Origin of the sequence: Leptospira kirschneri serovar Cynopteri str. 3522 CT (genome assembly GCF_000243695.2) — a bacterium.
GTDB classification, from domain to species: Bacteria; Spirochaetota; Leptospiria; order Leptospirales; family Leptospiraceae; genus Leptospira; species Leptospira kirschneri.
Genome location: NZ_AHMN02000005.1, coordinates 452,167 through 468,609, shown reverse-complemented (window position 1 = coordinate 468,609; position 16,443 = coordinate 452,167). Strand labels below are relative to the sequence as shown.

Annotated in this window: 15 protein-coding genes and 2 pseudogenes; 6 read left to right on the top strand and 11 right to left on the bottom strand. The window is 34.8% G+C overall.

Annotated elements, in window-relative coordinates; genetic code table 11:
* Window positions 1-623: 623 nt before the first annotated feature.
* From fliE to flgB, 3 genes are all read right to left on the bottom strand, one after another.
* Window positions 624-1,007 (bottom strand): flagellar hook-basal body complex protein FliE, encoded by a 384-nt coding sequence (gene fliE, locus LEP1GSC049_RS218380; protein ID WP_004754913.1) that lies wholly within the window; start codon window positions 1,005-1,007, stop codon window positions 624-626.
* A gap of 2 nt (window positions 1,008-1,009) precedes the next feature.
* Window positions 1,010-1,471, bottom strand: coding sequence for a flagellar basal body rod protein FlgC (flgC, locus tag LEP1GSC049_RS218385; protein WP_002153185.1), 462 nt, complete (start codon window positions 1,469-1,471; stop codon window positions 1,010-1,012).
* A 65-nt stretch (window positions 1,472-1,536) separates the two neighbouring features.
* Window positions 1,537-1,968 (bottom strand): flagellar basal body rod protein FlgB, encoded by a 432-nt coding sequence (gene flgB, locus LEP1GSC049_RS218390; RefSeq protein WP_000462091.1) that lies wholly within the window; start codon window positions 1,966-1,968, stop codon window positions 1,537-1,539.
* 122 nt (window positions 1,969-2,090) lie between these two features.
* Between flgB and LEP1GSC049_RS218395 the strand changes: the two genes are divergently transcribed.
* From LEP1GSC049_RS218395 to LEP1GSC049_RS218410, 4 genes are all read left to right on the top strand, one after another.
* Complete coding sequence (locus LEP1GSC049_RS218395; RefSeq protein ID WP_004754067.1) at window positions 2,091-2,381, top strand: STAS domain-containing protein; 291 nt, start codon at window positions 2,091-2,093, stop codon at window positions 2,379-2,381.
* Window positions 2,382-2,721: 340 nt separating this feature from the next.
* Window positions 2,722-3,063 (top strand): LIC10301 family lipoprotein, encoded by a 342-nt coding sequence (locus tag LEP1GSC049_RS218400; protein ID WP_025175926.1) that lies wholly within the window; start codon window positions 2,722-2,724, stop codon window positions 3,061-3,063.
* A 32-nt stretch (window positions 3,064-3,095) separates the two neighbouring features.
* Window positions 3,096-4,145 (top strand): tetratricopeptide repeat protein, encoded by a 1,050-nt coding sequence (locus LEP1GSC049_RS218405; protein WP_004754354.1) that lies wholly within the window; start codon window positions 3,096-3,098, stop codon window positions 4,143-4,145.
* A 679-nt stretch (window positions 4,146-4,824) separates the two neighbouring features.
* Window positions 4,825-6,069, top strand: coding sequence for a DUF3592 domain-containing protein (locus LEP1GSC049_RS218410; RefSeq protein ID WP_004757966.1), 1,245 nt, complete (start codon window positions 4,825-4,827; stop codon window positions 6,067-6,069).
* Between the two features lie 403 nt (window positions 6,070-6,472).
* Here LEP1GSC049_RS218410 and LEP1GSC049_RS218415 read toward each other — a convergent pair whose 3' ends face one another.
* From LEP1GSC049_RS218415 to LEP1GSC049_RS218425, 3 genes are all read right to left on the bottom strand, one after another.
* Entirely contained in the window at window positions 6,473-6,889 is a 417-nt protein-coding gene (locus LEP1GSC049_RS218415; protein WP_004758123.1) for a YbaN family protein, read from the bottom strand.
* An 11-nt stretch (window positions 6,890-6,900) separates the two neighbouring features.
* Window positions 6,901-7,098 (bottom strand): hypothetical protein, encoded by a 198-nt coding sequence (locus tag LEP1GSC049_RS2000000228710; RefSeq protein ID WP_004763344.1) that lies wholly within the window; start codon window positions 7,096-7,098, stop codon window positions 6,901-6,903.
* An 83-nt stretch (window positions 7,099-7,181) separates the two neighbouring features.
* Window positions 7,182-8,165 (bottom strand): dienelactone hydrolase family protein, encoded by a 984-nt coding sequence (locus LEP1GSC049_RS218425; protein ID WP_004770112.1) that lies wholly within the window; start codon window positions 8,163-8,165, stop codon window positions 7,182-7,184.
* Window positions 8,166-8,444: 279 nt separating this feature from the next.
* Here LEP1GSC049_RS218425 and LEP1GSC049_RS2000000228705 point away from each other — a divergent pair.
* Window positions 8,445-9,135 (top strand): annotated as a pseudogene (locus LEP1GSC049_RS2000000228705) (hypothetical protein).
* 294 nt (window positions 9,136-9,429) lie between these two features.
* On the opposite strand, the gene LEP1GSC049_RS218430 reads toward LEP1GSC049_RS2000000228705, so the two are convergent.
* From LEP1GSC049_RS218430 to gcvT, 5 genes are read right to left on the bottom strand one after another with little or no spacing between them, the layout of a single operon-like run.
* Window positions 9,430-9,612 carry a hypothetical protein gene (locus tag LEP1GSC049_RS218430; RefSeq protein ID WP_016560626.1) on the bottom strand — a complete coding sequence of 61 codons (183 nt, stop codon included), beginning with the start codon at window positions 9,610-9,612 and terminating at the stop codon, window positions 9,430-9,432.
* On the bottom strand, window positions 9,599-9,994 hold the full coding sequence (locus LEP1GSC049_RS218435) for a hypothetical protein (protein WP_004754876.1): 396 nt from the start codon (window positions 9,992-9,994) through the stop codon (window positions 9,599-9,601). The genes LEP1GSC049_RS218430 and LEP1GSC049_RS218435 overlap by 14 nt, the downstream gene beginning before the upstream one ends.
* Window positions 9,995-10,013: 19 nt before the next feature.
* Complete coding sequence (gcvP, locus tag LEP1GSC049_RS218440; protein WP_004754400.1) at window positions 10,014-12,908, bottom strand: aminomethyl-transferring glycine dehydrogenase; 2,895 nt, start codon at window positions 12,906-12,908, stop codon at window positions 10,014-10,016.
* A 39-nt stretch (window positions 12,909-12,947) separates the two neighbouring features.
* Window positions 12,948-13,340, bottom strand: coding sequence for a glycine cleavage system protein GcvH (gcvH, locus tag LEP1GSC049_RS218445; protein ID WP_004755002.1), 393 nt, complete (start codon window positions 13,338-13,340; stop codon window positions 12,948-12,950).
* Window positions 13,341-13,357: 17 nt separating this feature from the next.
* Complete coding sequence (gene gcvT / locus LEP1GSC049_RS218450; RefSeq protein WP_004753800.1) at window positions 13,358-14,473, bottom strand: glycine cleavage system aminomethyltransferase GcvT; 1,116 nt, start codon at window positions 14,471-14,473, stop codon at window positions 13,358-13,360.
* Window positions 14,474-15,467: 994 nt separating this feature from the next.
* Here gcvT and LEP1GSC049_RS2000000228700 point away from each other — a divergent pair.
* A pseudogene (locus tag LEP1GSC049_RS2000000228700) lies at window positions 15,468-15,700 on the top strand (LA_0364 family Cys-rich lipoprotein).
* Window positions 15,701-16,443 lie beyond the last annotated feature (743 nt).

Here is a 16,443-nt window from a genome sequence, read left to right as displayed (position 1 = left end):
AGGATCTCGTTTTATAAAACCTAATTTTTCTGTAAAAAACGAAATGTGGGAACTACCACATATCCGAGTTTTAGAGTTCAATTCTAAAAATGCGGAAATTGCAACATATTGAATTACGAAATACGAATATTTAAAAATCTGTAATGAGACTGAATCTGTGGGAACTACTGCAGTTCTAAAATGAGTTTAATTTTTTTGAATCTATCTTCAGAAGTTTTTCAAATAATGATGAAGCATAATATTCAGTTGGCTACTCAAAATGTAAGAGTTCCCACAAATCTCGATTTTATAGATAAGTTTTAAAAATGTAGGAGCTACTACGTTGAGAAGATTTATTCTAAAATTTATTCGCCAAATACATATTAGGTCGTACAATGAGACTGAATCTGTGGGAACTCTCACAAATCTAAATTTAACAGTAAAACTGAATCGTTCTACAATTGAAATTACAGGTTTAAATGTTTTTGTAAATTTTCAAGGATCGGTTCAAATATTCAATTTAAGAAATATTCTTTTAAATCGTTTAAAACTACTCATAACTATAATAAAGTACCTAATATTTTAAATAGAATCAGCGGTTTGTGATAGAATTAACGGTACTCAATTTTATAGAGATCAGTAATTTATCTTAAAGAAGTAAGTTCTCTGTAAGCGCGAATTACACCATCAGCGATCGTTTTTGTGAATGTAAGAGCCACTCTTGCTTTTTCGGAAGCGATCATAACTTGATGGGCGTCTACGGAATTCGGATCAAAAACCATTTTCTGAGTCAATTCATCGGCTTCTACTTGAAGATCATTGACCGAAGTCAGAGCGTTTTTCATCGCTTCTGAAAAACTTTCTGCTACGTAATCCGGAGAGACTGGCTGTTTTACGTCTTTATAATGTCTATCTTCTGTAATGGATACTTTGACTTGATCTCCTTTCGGACTTAAGGGATGAGCTTTGTTTCCGCTATAACCGGAGTTATACGAATGCCAAAGAGAAGAATTAGAATTGATTTCCATAATTAAGCCCTACCTATTTCTAAAGCTTTGTTAAACATCGCTTTTGATCCGTTGATCATCTGAACGTTTGCTTCATAAGATCTGGAAGCGGAGATCATATCCGTCATCTCTGTAACGATGTTTACATTTGGCATTTCAACATAACCTTTTTTGGGGCCGATTTGAATTGCATCTGGATGAGTCGGATCATAAACCAATCGAAGAGGGGTCATATCCTTTTCGATTTTCATTACTTTTACACCTTTTCCTTCTCCTGGAGAAACTCCAAACGGATAAACGGGACTTCTCCATTTGGTTCTTAAATTGATCGGAGTCATTACAACCCGATCTCTTCTAAAAGGACCGTCCCCATTTGTGTTTCGAGTCGTAGTAGAGTTTGCAATATTATTGGAAATAACATCCATTCTCAATCTTTGAGCGGATAAGCCGGTTGCAGAAATGTTGATCGATGAAAAAAGTCCCATGGCCACTTCCTAATGTATAAAATTATGTCTCATTATGATCAATTCAAGTAAATAAAACGAAATTTTTAAGCCATTCTCATGACTTGTTTCAGTTCTCTGTAGTTCTGATTGATTCTCTCTGCCATCATCATATATTGCATTTGAGAATTGGAGGCTTCTACGACTTCCTTTTCCACATCCACGTTATTTCCATCGGCTCTCATAGTAGTTAAGTAGTCCGTATTTGCTTTTGGTTGAACCTCACGATAATCCAATGGTTTGAAGAATTGAATGTGTCGTTCGTCCGAAATTTGAGTCGGAACTTCTTTGATGGCTTCGATTTTTTCGGATTCGATGGCTCTTTTGATCATCGATTCGAAAATTACCTCGGATCTTTTGAAGTGAGGAACGTCCGCATTTGCGATATTGTCCGAAATCACCTTTCTCTTAAAAATGGAATTGTTCATTCCTCTTTCCAGCAAATCCTGGGTTTTCATGAAATGGGTTTTCTCAAACATGATTTCTCTCCCTTCTCAAAAATCGGTTAAATTTGAAATTTCCAGAATAGATTTTTTTTGAAGAGAAGGTTTTTTTATCCAAAATTTGATATAGTATACGGAAGAACTTAGAATGAATTCCCATGTCAGAAATCCCTGAAACAATTGAAATCACTCCGGATCTGAGCATCCTCTTTCACGATTATTATACTTTTCGAACGATGCTCATGGAAGCCATCGCCAAAAAGCCGAAAAATATCGTTTTGAATTTGGGGAATATTCCAATTATGAATTCTATTTCTATCAGTTCCCTGATTTGGTTTTTAAAAAATGCACGTTCCGAAGGAATTGGCTGTACAATTAGCTCGATTCACCCGGATCTTCTCAATACTTTCGAAATACTAAATTTAAAAGATTACTTGGAAGTTCAGTAAATTGGAAATTGTTGATCATTCAAAAATTTTAGAATCAATCATTTTTTAAATCTTCAATTAAATGTGTGAGTTCCCACAAAACCGCTGTTGTATTGTATGATTTACAGTTTTTAGGATTTTTTTGTTATTATAGTTTCTGCATGAGTTCCTACATTTTTGTAAAGTTCAGTGTTCACTTCCTGAATGCCGATCCTTAGAAAGGGAATTCGCTGAGTTTTACGAATTTTTCGATAGAAAGAGTTCAAACTCGGTAAGCCCGTTTTAGATCGTTTGAGAACTCTTAGTCAAGAAGCGGAGATTTTCATTGGACAGATAGAGAAGCGTCTCTATGTTTGAATCTATGAAAAGAATCGTTCTTGTTTCCGCTTTGGTTTTGTTTTTATTCACCGCTTGTAAAAAAAAGGAAGAGCTGATTTTAGGAGACTGGATAAAAATCAAAGAATGTTCCGAAAAAGGGGAATGCACCAATCAAGAAAAAAGAAACCATCTTCAAATTTTTCCCCAAGGACTGGCCAAATACGATGCATTTCATCTTACCTATAAGATGCAAGGGGACGACATCCATTTTAATCTTGCCGATCTTGCGTTTGATCTGGAGTATAGAATCTTAAAAGTGGATGAAAAAGAACTCAAACTTTTGAATAAGAAAACCAATGCAGAGGAATATTTCGAGAAAAACTGAATCGTAGTTTTCGATTCGGATTAAAGAAACGTATGAAACGTATCTTTTACTTGTTTTTATTTTTGTTTTTTCTTTCGGGGATTCTTTTTGCCAACGAGGAAGACGAAAGTTTTCCGGAATCTAATCAAGATCAGGTTCCTTTAAATCCGACCGATGCGGCCAGACGTAAAATTCAAATCACCGCTTTAAATACGGAAACCGTTAATCTCATTCGAGCCAACAATCTTTCTAAAGCTTTCATCAATATTGATAAGATTAAAAAATTGGATGAAAACTCGGTTGAGTATCATTATTTGAAGGGTTCTTATCTTTACGCCCAGGGAAGATATCCTCAGTCGAAAAATTTTCTTTTAAAAGCAATTCAAATTCATTCGAGCCACGATCCTTCTTATTATTTATTGGGAATGATTTTTGTTCAAAGAAATAAATGGGCAAAGTCTTTGGAATATTTTCAAAAGGCGGTGGAACTTTCCAATTACAATCCGTTTTATAGAATCAACTTGGCATTGGCTTATTTTGAGACCGGAAATTTTTTAAGAGCCAAGGCAGAAGCGGAAAGAGCGATAGAACTGAAGCCGAATTTTAGAGCCGCGAAACTTCTTCTTTTAAAGTCCAATTTTCTTTTAGGAAACAAAGCGGATGCTTATTCCCAGTGTGTCGATTTTGTTAAAGAAGGATTTATTTCTAAAGAATACATGTTGATTCATGCAAGACTTGTAATGGAAATTCACCAAAATTATAGAAAGGCGATAAAAATTTATTCTCAGTATGGCGAACTTCCTCTTCACGAAAAAAGATTCTTAGCTCAAGCTTATTATAATACTGGAAATTACCGTGCCGCCGCCGCCGCTTATCAATCTGTAATACAATTAAAAATAGTCGAAGAAGAGGACAAAATTCAATACATCCGTTCTCTTTCGTTTATCAAAGATTATAAAAGATTGGAGTCTTTTGTGGCCTTTTGGCTTCAAGAAGAACCGGACAAACGTAAAAAGATCCAAGAAGCTTTGGATATTGCGGAACTTCTCAAAGAGAACGATTCTAAAGTTTTTCACATGTTTCCTTCTCGATCTCCATACTGAGAATTACAAAACGATCAAAAATCACAAAACGTAGGTTAGGCGTCCAATAAAGTCGAACCTATGACGAATTAGAGTTGTTGAAAAAATCCATATCTACGATTAACAAAATGGTTTTATCGAATCCATATAAAATTGAGCGTTCTGAATCTTTATCGTGAAGATTGCTTATTCTGTTGTAGTTTTTAAGTACAAAAGTGAATTGAGAGTTTATTCCAAAACTTTAGAAGAAGAATCTTTAATAAAATGTATGGGCTTCGCAAAGGCCGTTGTATTGTATGAGTTCTTACATTTTTGTGAAACTTAGTATCGTTTATAGGTCCGAAAACTTTTTTCGCTTGTAGTAAGGTTGTTCGTTGAATTTTGTTCTCTAAGAACAAATCTTGAATCGGAATGAGGTGGAATTTATAGTGCTACTCAATTAATTATATACAAATTTAAAAATACGATCTTACTGCTCAGAAACTATATAATCGAATAACGAAAATTTTGCATTCTAGCAGCGCTTTGTAATAAAACTTATATTACTTAATTTTATAAAGTTCAGTAAATGAAAAGTTTGCAAAATCCTCATTTAAATAGTCAGTTTGTTTCAAAACGAATAACGAGCTCATTCGTAAAAATCCTATTTTAAAGAAAGTTTATAAAAGAGTAAAATTCCAGAATATTTTCCAAAGACGTCTTGCAAAAATTAGATCATAAACCAAAAATTTCAATCCCGGCGATTTTCGTTGTAATATGCTTTTTTGCCTTAGTATGGTATCTTCCTGCACATGAAAGATTCGGATTTTTTAATATACCTTTTTGGTTTGTTTATCTTATTGCTTTGATCGGATTTATTTCTATTCTTTCCGATCTGTTCTCTTTTTTTATGAAAAAAAGAAGAGCGCAGGATTTTGCTATATCGATTATTTTATTTATCTTTTCAATTTATTATTCAATCGGAGTTTATGAAATAACCATTTCTATTCAAGAAACTGAAAACTATCTTAATACAAAAGGTAAAATTTTAGAAAACGAAATCCGCTGGACCGGAGATATTACATCTAAAAGACCAACTGAATTTTATCTACATCTGAAATACTCATATACTTCTCCCGATGGAGTTGAACAAATCGGATCGTATACGTATCTCTATCGAACGAATCTATCTTCTTTAGATGCAAGTGAAAACTTTGTCAAACAATATCCGATCGGATCCGAGATAACGGTTTTTTATAATCCAAAAAATCCTAAATTGTTTTGTTTATTCCCAGGTTTTGATGGAGGAATGGATTGGTACTTGTATTTCGAAATTATTGATTTAGTAATTGTAATATTACTGATTTATGTTTCTCTTCGATTCTTATATTTAGGAATAATTGATAAAGGTCTATTAGAAAAAGAATCCAAGCTAATTCAGCAGAAAATTGAGACAAATTTTAAAGATCAAATTGGAACTCTTCCGAGTAAAACTGAACGTACTTATGATGAACAGTTTCATATATTCACTGTTCGCTGGATGTCGTATCTAATGTTAATTGTATTATCTATGCCTATATTTGTATCGATTGGTTATATATTTTTTTATAGAGAATATGAAAATTTATTTTTATTTCAAAATAGGAATCCTACGATTATTGAAATGATTTCGATTCTATTTTTTATATTTGGAATTATAGCCGTCGTTCTGATTTTGTTTAATAAAACTATAATTAGACTTAATCGAATTTCGTGTATAATTTTTAATTCCCCCATCCGCTGGAGACGAATTAAAAAATTGGAACTGGCGAATTTTAAAAACTATTTTATAATAGAAAATCCAACGTTCTTTGGAAATGAGCTTTGGGCAAAAGATTTAGAAAATAATGATATATTTATAGAAAGATTTGATTCCTACGATCAGGTGGTTTTCTTTAAAAAATTTATGGAAGATTTAAGGAACTGATAAATAAAACGAAAGGGATCGATGCGAGGAGACTCAAGTAAAACGCTTTCCTCAAACTCAATGCATTGCTCCCTGAATGCCAGAGGCATTCGCTGAGCTTCCTGGGTCGTTCTGGAAACTCAGCAAAATGTTTTTTACGAAAGCGTTTTATATTAAAACTAAAGATAATTTTTATATAATGTTTCTTATATGTAATTTATTGACCAGAGCCCGGTCCGTCTGTGGCAGTGCGAATTCGCGCATATTTTCTTACGTTGAATAAATAGTATCACAAAATATAATTACACTCTATTTTATAGTTCTGAGTAAAATAAACATTCTATTGATCTAAACTGAAATTTTGAGGAAGTTTAGATTTTTATAAATATGTTATATACTCTATCGGAAAATTACATCTATGAATTCAATTCTCCCGTTTTGTTGGAATCCGAATTAGATAGATGACTACAAAGATTCCGATTAAAGAAACTAGAATTTTCACAGCTAAAATAGGAATAAAAAAGAACACCGTAGTTCCGATCGTTAAGAATATCATGGAAATTGCGAGTATCTTTGCTCTTAGAGGAATCATTTTATGGATTCTCCAATCTCGGATATAAGAACCGAAGTATCGATTATTCATTAGCCAATTGTAAAATCGATGAGACGCTCTTGCATAACAAGCCGCAGATAAAAGTAGAAATGGAGTTGTAGGTAAAATCGGAGTAAAAATTCCGATGATCCCCAAAGCCAAGGAAATCGAACCAGCTATAAAAAGTAGAAAGCGAACGAGTCTGGAACGATGCAAACGAACCTCGTCACTATAATCTTTTATTTCCATAATCAATAGAATCAAAATTGTATATAAGAATTCAATTCTTTATTCACTCTTCCTAGCCCTGTCGTTTTCAAACCAGTTGTAAATTGCTGCACGTAATTCTCCTCTGAAAATTTTTGGAGCGGTTCCAACTCCGTAGAAGAATACAACTTCACGATTCTGAATAAAACGTCCAACTGGGAAACTGTGTGATCCAGATCCAAATATCGCATATAAAGATCCAGATGTTTTAGACTTTTTTCAAGAAGTCAAAGCATCGCGTAGGTTCCCGTTTCCTCGTGTGTGACAAGTGTTCTTATTGTATCGGATTATACAGTTGGAAAAAATTCACCGTCTCTTGATCCGCATTTGGTTTTGCGGCTACGTCGTTTGTATCGAATTTAGACGAAACCGCTTTTGCTTCGTCAAAACTATGATGAGTGTTTGGATACACTGTCATCGCAATCGAATTGTTAGTCGTAGAGCTTGCGCCTAACGTTTGTGCCCTTGAAACTCTTGTATTACAATAACCTCCCGTATAAAGTGGATCTGCCCCAGCCGCTAAAATTTTAATATGAGTGTAGGGTAGATACTGACTATTCGAGATTCCTCCAAAGGCATTATTCAGGCCACAACCAGGGTAAAAAGAAATTACCGCTTTAAAAGGTCTTTGATTTTCAGAACGAAATTGTAAGGTGGAATTTGTATCCACTGTTGCTAATACACTACTTCCTCCGTGAGACCATCCTAGTAAAACGATTCGATCGTTGTTAACAATCTTGGATCTTTTGACGTAAGCAAGCGCGGCATAAGCGTCTGTTGGCCTATCGGTAACTTCGGAGGTTCCAACACCGGCTCCGTTGCTGCATTGATTTTGAGGAGCGTTTCTAGGTGTAAAACTATCGATCAAAAGTGTAGCGTACCCTAAATTTTTACCTCGACCAGCCCATTCCGTATAAAGAGAAGAGGGTGGTTTTGATGAGTCACTATTGGAATGGGCTCCCGCACATCCGTGCATCATCACGATTAAAGGGAACGGACCCATTCCGGCAGGTTTTGAAAAGTAAGCTTCTAAGGTTAGTTTTTGATTCGAATTATAAAGTTTAAATTTATAGTTTGTAAGTTCTGTTTCTTGATCGATCAATACAGGACCGGACATTAAACTTTGAGCCTCAAGTTCTTGTGCAATGATCAAGCCAACTCCGGCTAAAAGTAAGGAGTTTTCTTTGTCTGAATTTTTGCATTGTAAGATCAGTAAAAAAAAGATGAGCGTTAGATGAATTTTAATCAGAGATTTCATAAGAAGTATAACAACGTAGAAGTAAAATCTTTCTACAGAAAAGAAAAATTATTTTGGGTGAAACAGATATTGGAATATTTATTCCAAAATAAAAAAGTTATTATTTCTAATACTTGATTTACATGGACATTGATAGATAGTTCATTCGGAGCTATATTATAAAATCCCATTGTTTTATGCTGAAACAGGTTTTTGTTATAGAAAATTAAGACATTCAATTTTATAAGGATAGTAAGATAGATACAAAAATTTTACCTTTACAATTGCATTTATCAAAATATGAAATTTTTTTCTATAATCTTTCATCCAATTTTAATTTTATCTTGGGGAATCTTAATTGCTCGTAGTACGGGTGGTAGATATGAACCTTGGGAAATTGCCACAGCTTCAATTCCAATCATTTTGCAAGGAGGAACGGATTGGGGAGGATCTTGTCTGTTTGCCGGATGGATGGCGAACTATCTGTTTTTTTCTTTTGCAGCTCCTATCTATGCAACTGTTTCTATTTCTGAAACTTCGGAAGTAAACTTTATAACCACTCTTCAATCCGTTGTAAAAAAAAATGAAATGGTATATCTTTTTGTTGTTGGGGCCGATTATGATTTTTAATGATACAAGTATCACTTCTAACGATCATAGAAACTTATTTCTTTTCTTTTTCGTTTTTTACACATTCTTAATATTTTATATTTCTACACTTTTGTACTTTAAAATCCGTTATCGAGTCGTTTTCAGCGTTATACCTCTTTTGATTTTATTTTTACTGATGAGCGACGGAATTACAACAAAAGCCGGACAATGGAACTTCGCAGGTGTAGATCCTGAAATTCATGTGCGTGGTATACGTCATCAATTGTTTCTCAATTGGCATAAACTTTGTGATTTTATATTTGGAGATGTGAAAACGGATTATCTAAATAAGATAGAGAATTTTTTATTTTCGATTTCAAAAAGCCGTTTTAATGACTAAGAACCGCGCCAAAAACTTTAGAATAAATTACTTTTGAATCGTTCCTTTGATTACGAGCTGCTTACCTTCTTTTATTTCCAGCTCTGTTTTTACGAAAAGTATAACCCATGAAATCAGGAAGAGTAACAATAAGATTAGGGAAATTACAGAAACAAAAAATACTTGAAACTGTCATAAAATTAGCGTTATAGGAGAAAAGACGCAACGAGGAAACAACTTGAGTATGGTCGGTAAATCTTGTTTCTTATGATTCGAATTTCATCACTTAGCAGATTTTCAATGTAATAAATCATTTTAATCCGAATTCTTAAACATACATTTTTCCCAAAGATCGAAATAAAGAAATACGTTTCCCGTATTGATTTCTTGGGGACGTTCGCGCTCGCTTAACCATTGTGATTCTAAAAATTGTTTAGGAGAGGCAGTTATATCGTTCCAGGTATGTCCTGGAAAAACCGTCAATTCATAATGGCTCATGTCCCAAGAACCATAAGTATTCAAGTCGGGTAACCAAACCAATGGGCTCATAGCTTGTTGATGCTAAAAGGATATCTAATGCAAGCAATTCATAATATCCTTCTTTTTCTTCGTTTGGATCTATTTTATGAACGATTTCTGCAATGTCCATTTCGTCACTGAAAGGGGAAACAAGAAGGTTGATCCACTTTAATTGTTCAATTTTTCTTAACAAAACAATATCCGGAGCGTTATGGGTATCGCCTAGGCTCCAAATAATATTATTATTTTTGCAAGTTTTTAAATATACAATCAAATCCGTTGGAACGTCAGGAAAAGATTGGCGATTTTTTGAATCATAAGCTGATCCGGCAAAGTAAATTATTTGGTCTTTAAAAGCCATGTTGGATCCGGATCAAGAATCACTGATAACTTTCGATTGGAAGACAAGAACAAACTAAATTCCGATCTCCGTATACGTTATCCACTCTTCCTACATAAGGCCAAAACTTATGATCTTTTAGCCAAGAAGCGGGATAGGAAGCGCGTTCTCTCGGATATAAATGATCCCAACGATCCGAAGTCACCATAGCAGCGGTATGAGGAGAATTTTTTAAAGGATTATCAGTTTTATCTAATGTTCCGTTTTGAACGTCCAAAATTTCTTGAAAAATCAAAAGCATTGCTTCACAAAAACGATCTAATTCTTCTAAAGATTCGGATTCGGTCGGCTCAATCATCAAAGTTCCTGGAACAGGAAAAGACATCGTAGGCGCATGAAAACCGTAGTCGATTAATCTTTTGGCGACGTCTTCCACTTCAATTCCTGCGGACTTTTTAAAAGGTCTTAGATCCAAAATACATTCGTGAGCAACAAAACCGTTCTTTCCTTTATAAAGAACAGGATACACTTTTTCTAAACGTTTAGCGATATAATTCGCGTTTAAAATAGAATTACGTGTAGCGTTTGTAAGACCTTCCGATCCCATGAGTGCAATGTAAATCCAAGAAATCAAAACGATACTCGCACTTCCCCAAGGAGCTGCAGACACGGCGCCGTGTTCATTTCCTGTTTTATTATCTACTAATACGTGTCCAGGTAAAAATGGAACTAAATGTTTGGCGACTCCGATCGGACCAACTCCTGGTCCACCACCTCCGTGAGGTATGCAAAAAGTCTTATGTAGATTGAGATGACAGACGTCTGCACCGATTTCACCCGGACTTGTTAAACCGACTTGAGCGTTCATATTGGCTCCGTCCATATAAACCTGGCCGCCGCAGGAATGAACAATCTGACAAATCTCTTTAACAGATTCTTCAAATACTCCGTGAGTGGAAGGATACGTAATCATCAAAGCCGCCAGATCCTTTTTGTGTTCTTCAGCTTTTGATTTTAAATCTTCTAAATCTATGTTCCCATTTGAATCGCAAGAAACTACCACAACTTGAAAGCCAGCCATTGCGGCGCTTGCGGGATTGGTTCCGTGGGCGGAGATGGGAATCAGACAAACATTTCTATAAGATTCGTTTCTACTTTCATGGAATCTACGAATTGCTAAAAGCCCGGCGTATTCTCCTTGAGAACCGGCGTTTGGTTGTAAGGAAACTCCTGCAAATCCGGTGATTTCGCAGAGCCATTTTTCCAATTCATCAAAAATGATTTTATAACCTTTCGTTTGATCTGCGGGAGCAAATGGATGAATCGCACCGAATTCCGGCCAAGTGACAGGATACATTTCCGTGGTCGCGTTGAGTTTCATTGTACAAGAACCGAGAGGAATCATCGAAGTGGTAAGTGAAAGATCCCTAGATTCTAATTTACGAATATAACGAAGCATTTTCGTTTCGGTGTGATAGGATTGAAATACTGGATGTGTAAGATAAGAGGTTTTTCTATTTAAAGATTCTGGAATGTTTTGAGCGTCCGCGAAAAGTTTTTCTATGTCGATATTCTTAACTTCAAAAATTTCTAATAAATCTTTTAGATCTTCGGAGTTTACTGTTTCGTCTAATGTAATTCCGATTTTTCCATCTTTGTATTCTCTAAAATTGATTTTTTTAGAACGGGCTCTGTTTAAAATTTCCTGAGTTTTGGTTCCAGTTTGAATTGTAATCGTGTCAAAAAAAGAATCGTTCGTAATCGAAAAACCGGCGTTCTTCAACACATTCGCAAAAATGGAAGTGAATTTATAAATCCGAGTGGCGATGTTTTTAAGTCCTTCCGGTCCGTGATAGATTGCATACATAGAAGAAATGACGGCAAGTAAAACCTGAGCCGTACAAATATTACTAGTCGCTTTATCTCTTCGAATATGTTGTTCTCTAGTTTGAAGAGAAAGTCTAAGTCCCGGATTTCCTTGAGAATCTTTAGAAACTCCGATCAGTCTTCCCGGCATACTACGTTTGAATTCGTCTTTAGTGGCAAAGTAGCCAGCGTGTGGACCTCCAAATCCAAGAGGAAGCCCGAACCTTTGAGAAGAACCTACAGCAATGTCGGCTCCCATTTCCCCCGGAGATTTAAGAAGTGTAAGTGCTAAAAGATCCGCAGCGATCGTAGACAATGCACCTACGTTATGCGCTTTTTGAATAAAAGAAGTATAATCGATTACTTTTCCGTTTGTAGCGGGGTATTGAATCAGAACTCCGAAAAAATCTTCGTTGAGTTCAATAGATTCATGGTTTCCAATTTGAACTTCAATTCCCAGAGGATTGGCTCTTGTAACAACAACGTCTATGGTTTGCGGATGACAAAGTTCCGACACGAAGAATTTTTTAGCGGTTTCATTTTTACGAACGGAGTAGGCAAGAAACATCGCTTCCGCTGCTGCGGTTCCTTCGTCCAAAAGAGAAGCGTTTGAAATTTCAAGGCCAGTCAGATCAATGATCATCGTTTGAAAATTCAATAAAGCTTCTAAACGACCTTGGGAAATTTCGGCTTGATAAGGAGTGTAAGCCGTATACCAACCGGGATTTTCCAAAATGTTCCTTTGAATTACACCTGGAATGATGCAGGAATGATAACCCGCACCTATATAAGAACGAAAAACCTGGTTTTGAGAAGCGATCTTTTTTAAGTCCTGAAGAATTTTATGTTCAGTGGACGCTTTTGGCAGATCCAAAGATTTTTTCAGTCGAATACCGGTGGGAACGGCTTTATCGATCAACTCTTCTACGGAAGAAAGTCCTAATTCCTTTAGCATTTCGGTGGTCTGTTGTAAGTCTGGTCCGATATGTCTTCTTGGGAAAGAATCCAAAGGATCTGTTCCCACCTTTTCAAGAATGGTTTTGGTCTGGTTTTGTAGAGTCGAGTTCATGTTTGCCTACTTCTAAATTCTTTATATTAGACTTTTTTGTTATTCTAATCCGGCTACGAAGGTTTTGTATTTTTCCGGAGTTAAAAGTTTTTCCAGTTCGGAAGTGGAAAAACCTTTAACCTTAATCATCCAGGAATCGAACGGTTTAGAGTTGACGTCTCCCGGATTTTTAGAAAGAGCTGAATTGAATTCGATCACTTCTCCGCCGATAGGGGCGTATAAATCTTCTGCTGCTTTTACCGATTCGATCGTGCCAAAAGTTTCAAATTGTTTTATGTTCTTTCCAGCTTTTGGAAGATCCACAAACACAATATCACCTAACGCGGATTGGGCAAAATCAGAAATGCCAATAAGGGCCGTGTCTCCTTCTACTTTCACCCATTCGTGTTTTTCGGAGAAAAAATAACCTGCGGGAGCTTGTGTTTCTGCCATAATTTGTTTTTCCTAATTTAATTTTTTCTAATACTACCTGGAATAAAAGGTTTCATTGTTATAATAGCTTGTTTTGGTTGTTCACGAATTTCGATCTGAATCGGTTCTCCGTCTTTGATTTTTTCAGACTGGATCAAGGCCAAACCAATTCCTTTTTTTAAGGAAGGGGAAAAAGTTCCCGAAGTAGTTTTACCGATTTCGTTTCCTTTAGAATCTAGAACTCGAAAATTTTCTCTTGGAACACCTGCTTCCGTTAATGCGAATGAAACGATTTTAGAGGGAACTCCGTTTTTCTTTTGAGAAAGAATTTTCTCGGAAGAGAAATAGGGTTTTTCTTTTTCTTTAACGATCCAACCGATTCCGGATTCAATCGGAGTCCATTGATCGTTTAGTTCGTGACCGTAAAGAGGATATTTCGCTTCGATTCGTAGGGTATCTCTGGCGCCAAGTCCACAAGGAAGTAATCCAAAAGGTTTTCCGAATTCCAAAAGTTCATTCCAAAGTTTTAAACCGACAGGAACGGAAGAATAAATTTCAAAACCGTCTTCTCCCGTATAACCGGTTCTAGAAATGATGATTTCTTCTCCTTGATAAGGAAATAACATAAAACGATAATATTGAATCGAATCCAAATCCCTTCTCAAAAATTGAGAAAAGATTTCGTTCGCTTTCGGACCTTGCAAAGCAATTTGATGCCATTGTAAACTTTGATTATCTACTTTTACTCCCGATGTTGGAAGATGTTTGAGTAGGTGTTCTGTAACTGCTTCATAGTTAGAAGCGTTAGAACAAATCATGTATTTTTCAGAAGAGAATTTATAGATCGTTACGTCGTCAACAAGTCCGCCGTTTTGATTTAAGATTGCGTTATACTGAACTTGAGAATCAGAAAGAGAGGCGACTGAATTGCAGGTGATCGATTCTAAAAAAGAAAGGATCGATTTAGGATCTCCAGTAATAAAAATTTCGCCCATGTGAGAAACGTCAAAAAGTCCGGCAGCTTCTCTGGTTGCGTTATGTTCTGCAATGATCCCTGAATATTGGACTGGCATATCCCAACCACCAAACGGAATCATTTTAGCGCCCAAATTGCGGTGAGTTTCGTAGAGAGGAGTTTTTTTATCTTGGGACATAAAGTTTTCCATGTACCAATTTTTACCAGTTCCATACGGGGACAAATTGATTTTTAAAGAAAATTTCCGACTCGGAGTATGTTGTCAAATCTCAAAAAGCTATTGGATGGGTTTAGCTGCGTATCTTTGGACGGCTTTTTGGGGTAAGTTTTTTAGTAAAAAATATAATTCAGGTGAGTTCCCACAGATTTAGTCTCATACTGTTTTTAAAAAACTTTTTTAGCTCTAAATTTTTGTAGGAGTTCATACATCTTCAATTTGATTTATCTTCTATACAAACAAATGCGTAGAAATTTTTACAAATTGAGTGAGTCTTTTTAGAAGAGATCTAGTGTTCTAAATTAACTTAGAGTATCATTTTGATATGCCTTTGTAGTAAAATCAAATTTTTACAAGAAAATCTTGTTTTGTAATTATCATCTAATTAAAAATTCATTTTATAAAGATTCCTTAAAGTAGATTTGAATCTATTGATTTCTCATAATAAGTAGCGTGAATTTTGAGACGAGTTTCTATTTAGAGGAGAAAAGTTTTCGACGATTGTGTTATTGTTGTTGGTAGAAAGAAATCATTAGAGTTGTTGAAAAATTAATTCTTGATCTGTTTGTATTGGATTGAATGGACAATTGAGGCAATTTTACGAATTTTCACTATGGAATTTTTCAAAAAATATATTATAAAAATTGAATATTTATTAAATTAAAGAATTCATTTTTTAGAAATTTTCTATTTAAATTTTTTAATAACTACTTTCGTTGAAGTAACGTTAATTACAAAAATAAATGACTTATTGTTATCTAAATCACAAACAAAACTTATCAAACGATTTATAAGCGTAAGCAGCATATTATAAATAAATTATTAAATTATTTGTAATAGGTAACGCTTTTTGTATATTCAAATTGTAAAGTGAGTTGGGTTTTTTGAAAAGCCATTGGAATCAGGTTTGAATAAAGCTACAAACATATTGAATAACTATTATGAGAAAAATCATATAATCATCTTATTGATTTTTGGTCTTACGGCTAATGTTTGTAATTACCTTTCTCCTCAAGAAAAATGTATGGAAGACAACGCTTGCAGAAATCGTGCTCAAGCTTGTTTCGCTGGATTTACACTTGTAAATGCGCAGACGTATCCAATGAAGAGATTACGAGTAGGGCGTTTTTTTGTAATACTCTTCAAAGCAATTGTGAATTGGATTGTTACAAAAAACATCCCTATTGATCTTTTTATACTTGTAGTTTAGACAAATGGAATTCTTTTTATAGGTTTTAAAAACGTGCTCAAATAAGTTATTGAAATTAATTTTCTTTTGTTTCTTATTCATTCAAGTGAATAAATAATGTTGTTTTGTCAATATTAGATATGAAGTTTTCAATAATCCTAATGTTTGATTACCGATCTCTATAAAATTAAATATCGTAGACTTGAATCGCAAAACCCCTGTGTTTCAAACACAAAATATCGAAAACTTTGTTATTACTCAGAACTACATAATAAAGTATCCAATCCAATAGTTTATATTCAATTATATGAATTCTACCTAAGAAAATAGGGCGAATCCGGTTTTGCCGGGCAGTCCAGTTAATCAATTGCATGCGAGAAATGTGATACAATATCTCATCTTTAATTTTAATTTAGGACGTGATGCATTGAGTTCAAGAGGCGATACACTGTCTCAGTCGCTTGCATTGGATTCTATAGAACTGGCTTAAAACCGCACTATTTAGATACTCAATTTAACAGAGATCAGTAAGACATTTCTCTAAATGGATGGTTCTAGATTTTACGGGCACCAGAGGTATATTCTAACGGACTTAAATTTAAGACATGGAACCCAACAAAATCTGTAAAACAAATCCAAAAAGTATTTCATACAATATCTTAAAAATTTAAATTTTATACTTCGGACTTCAAATTTGTGATAATTTTATTGTATTAAAATCTCTTATCGAATTATTGTGTTT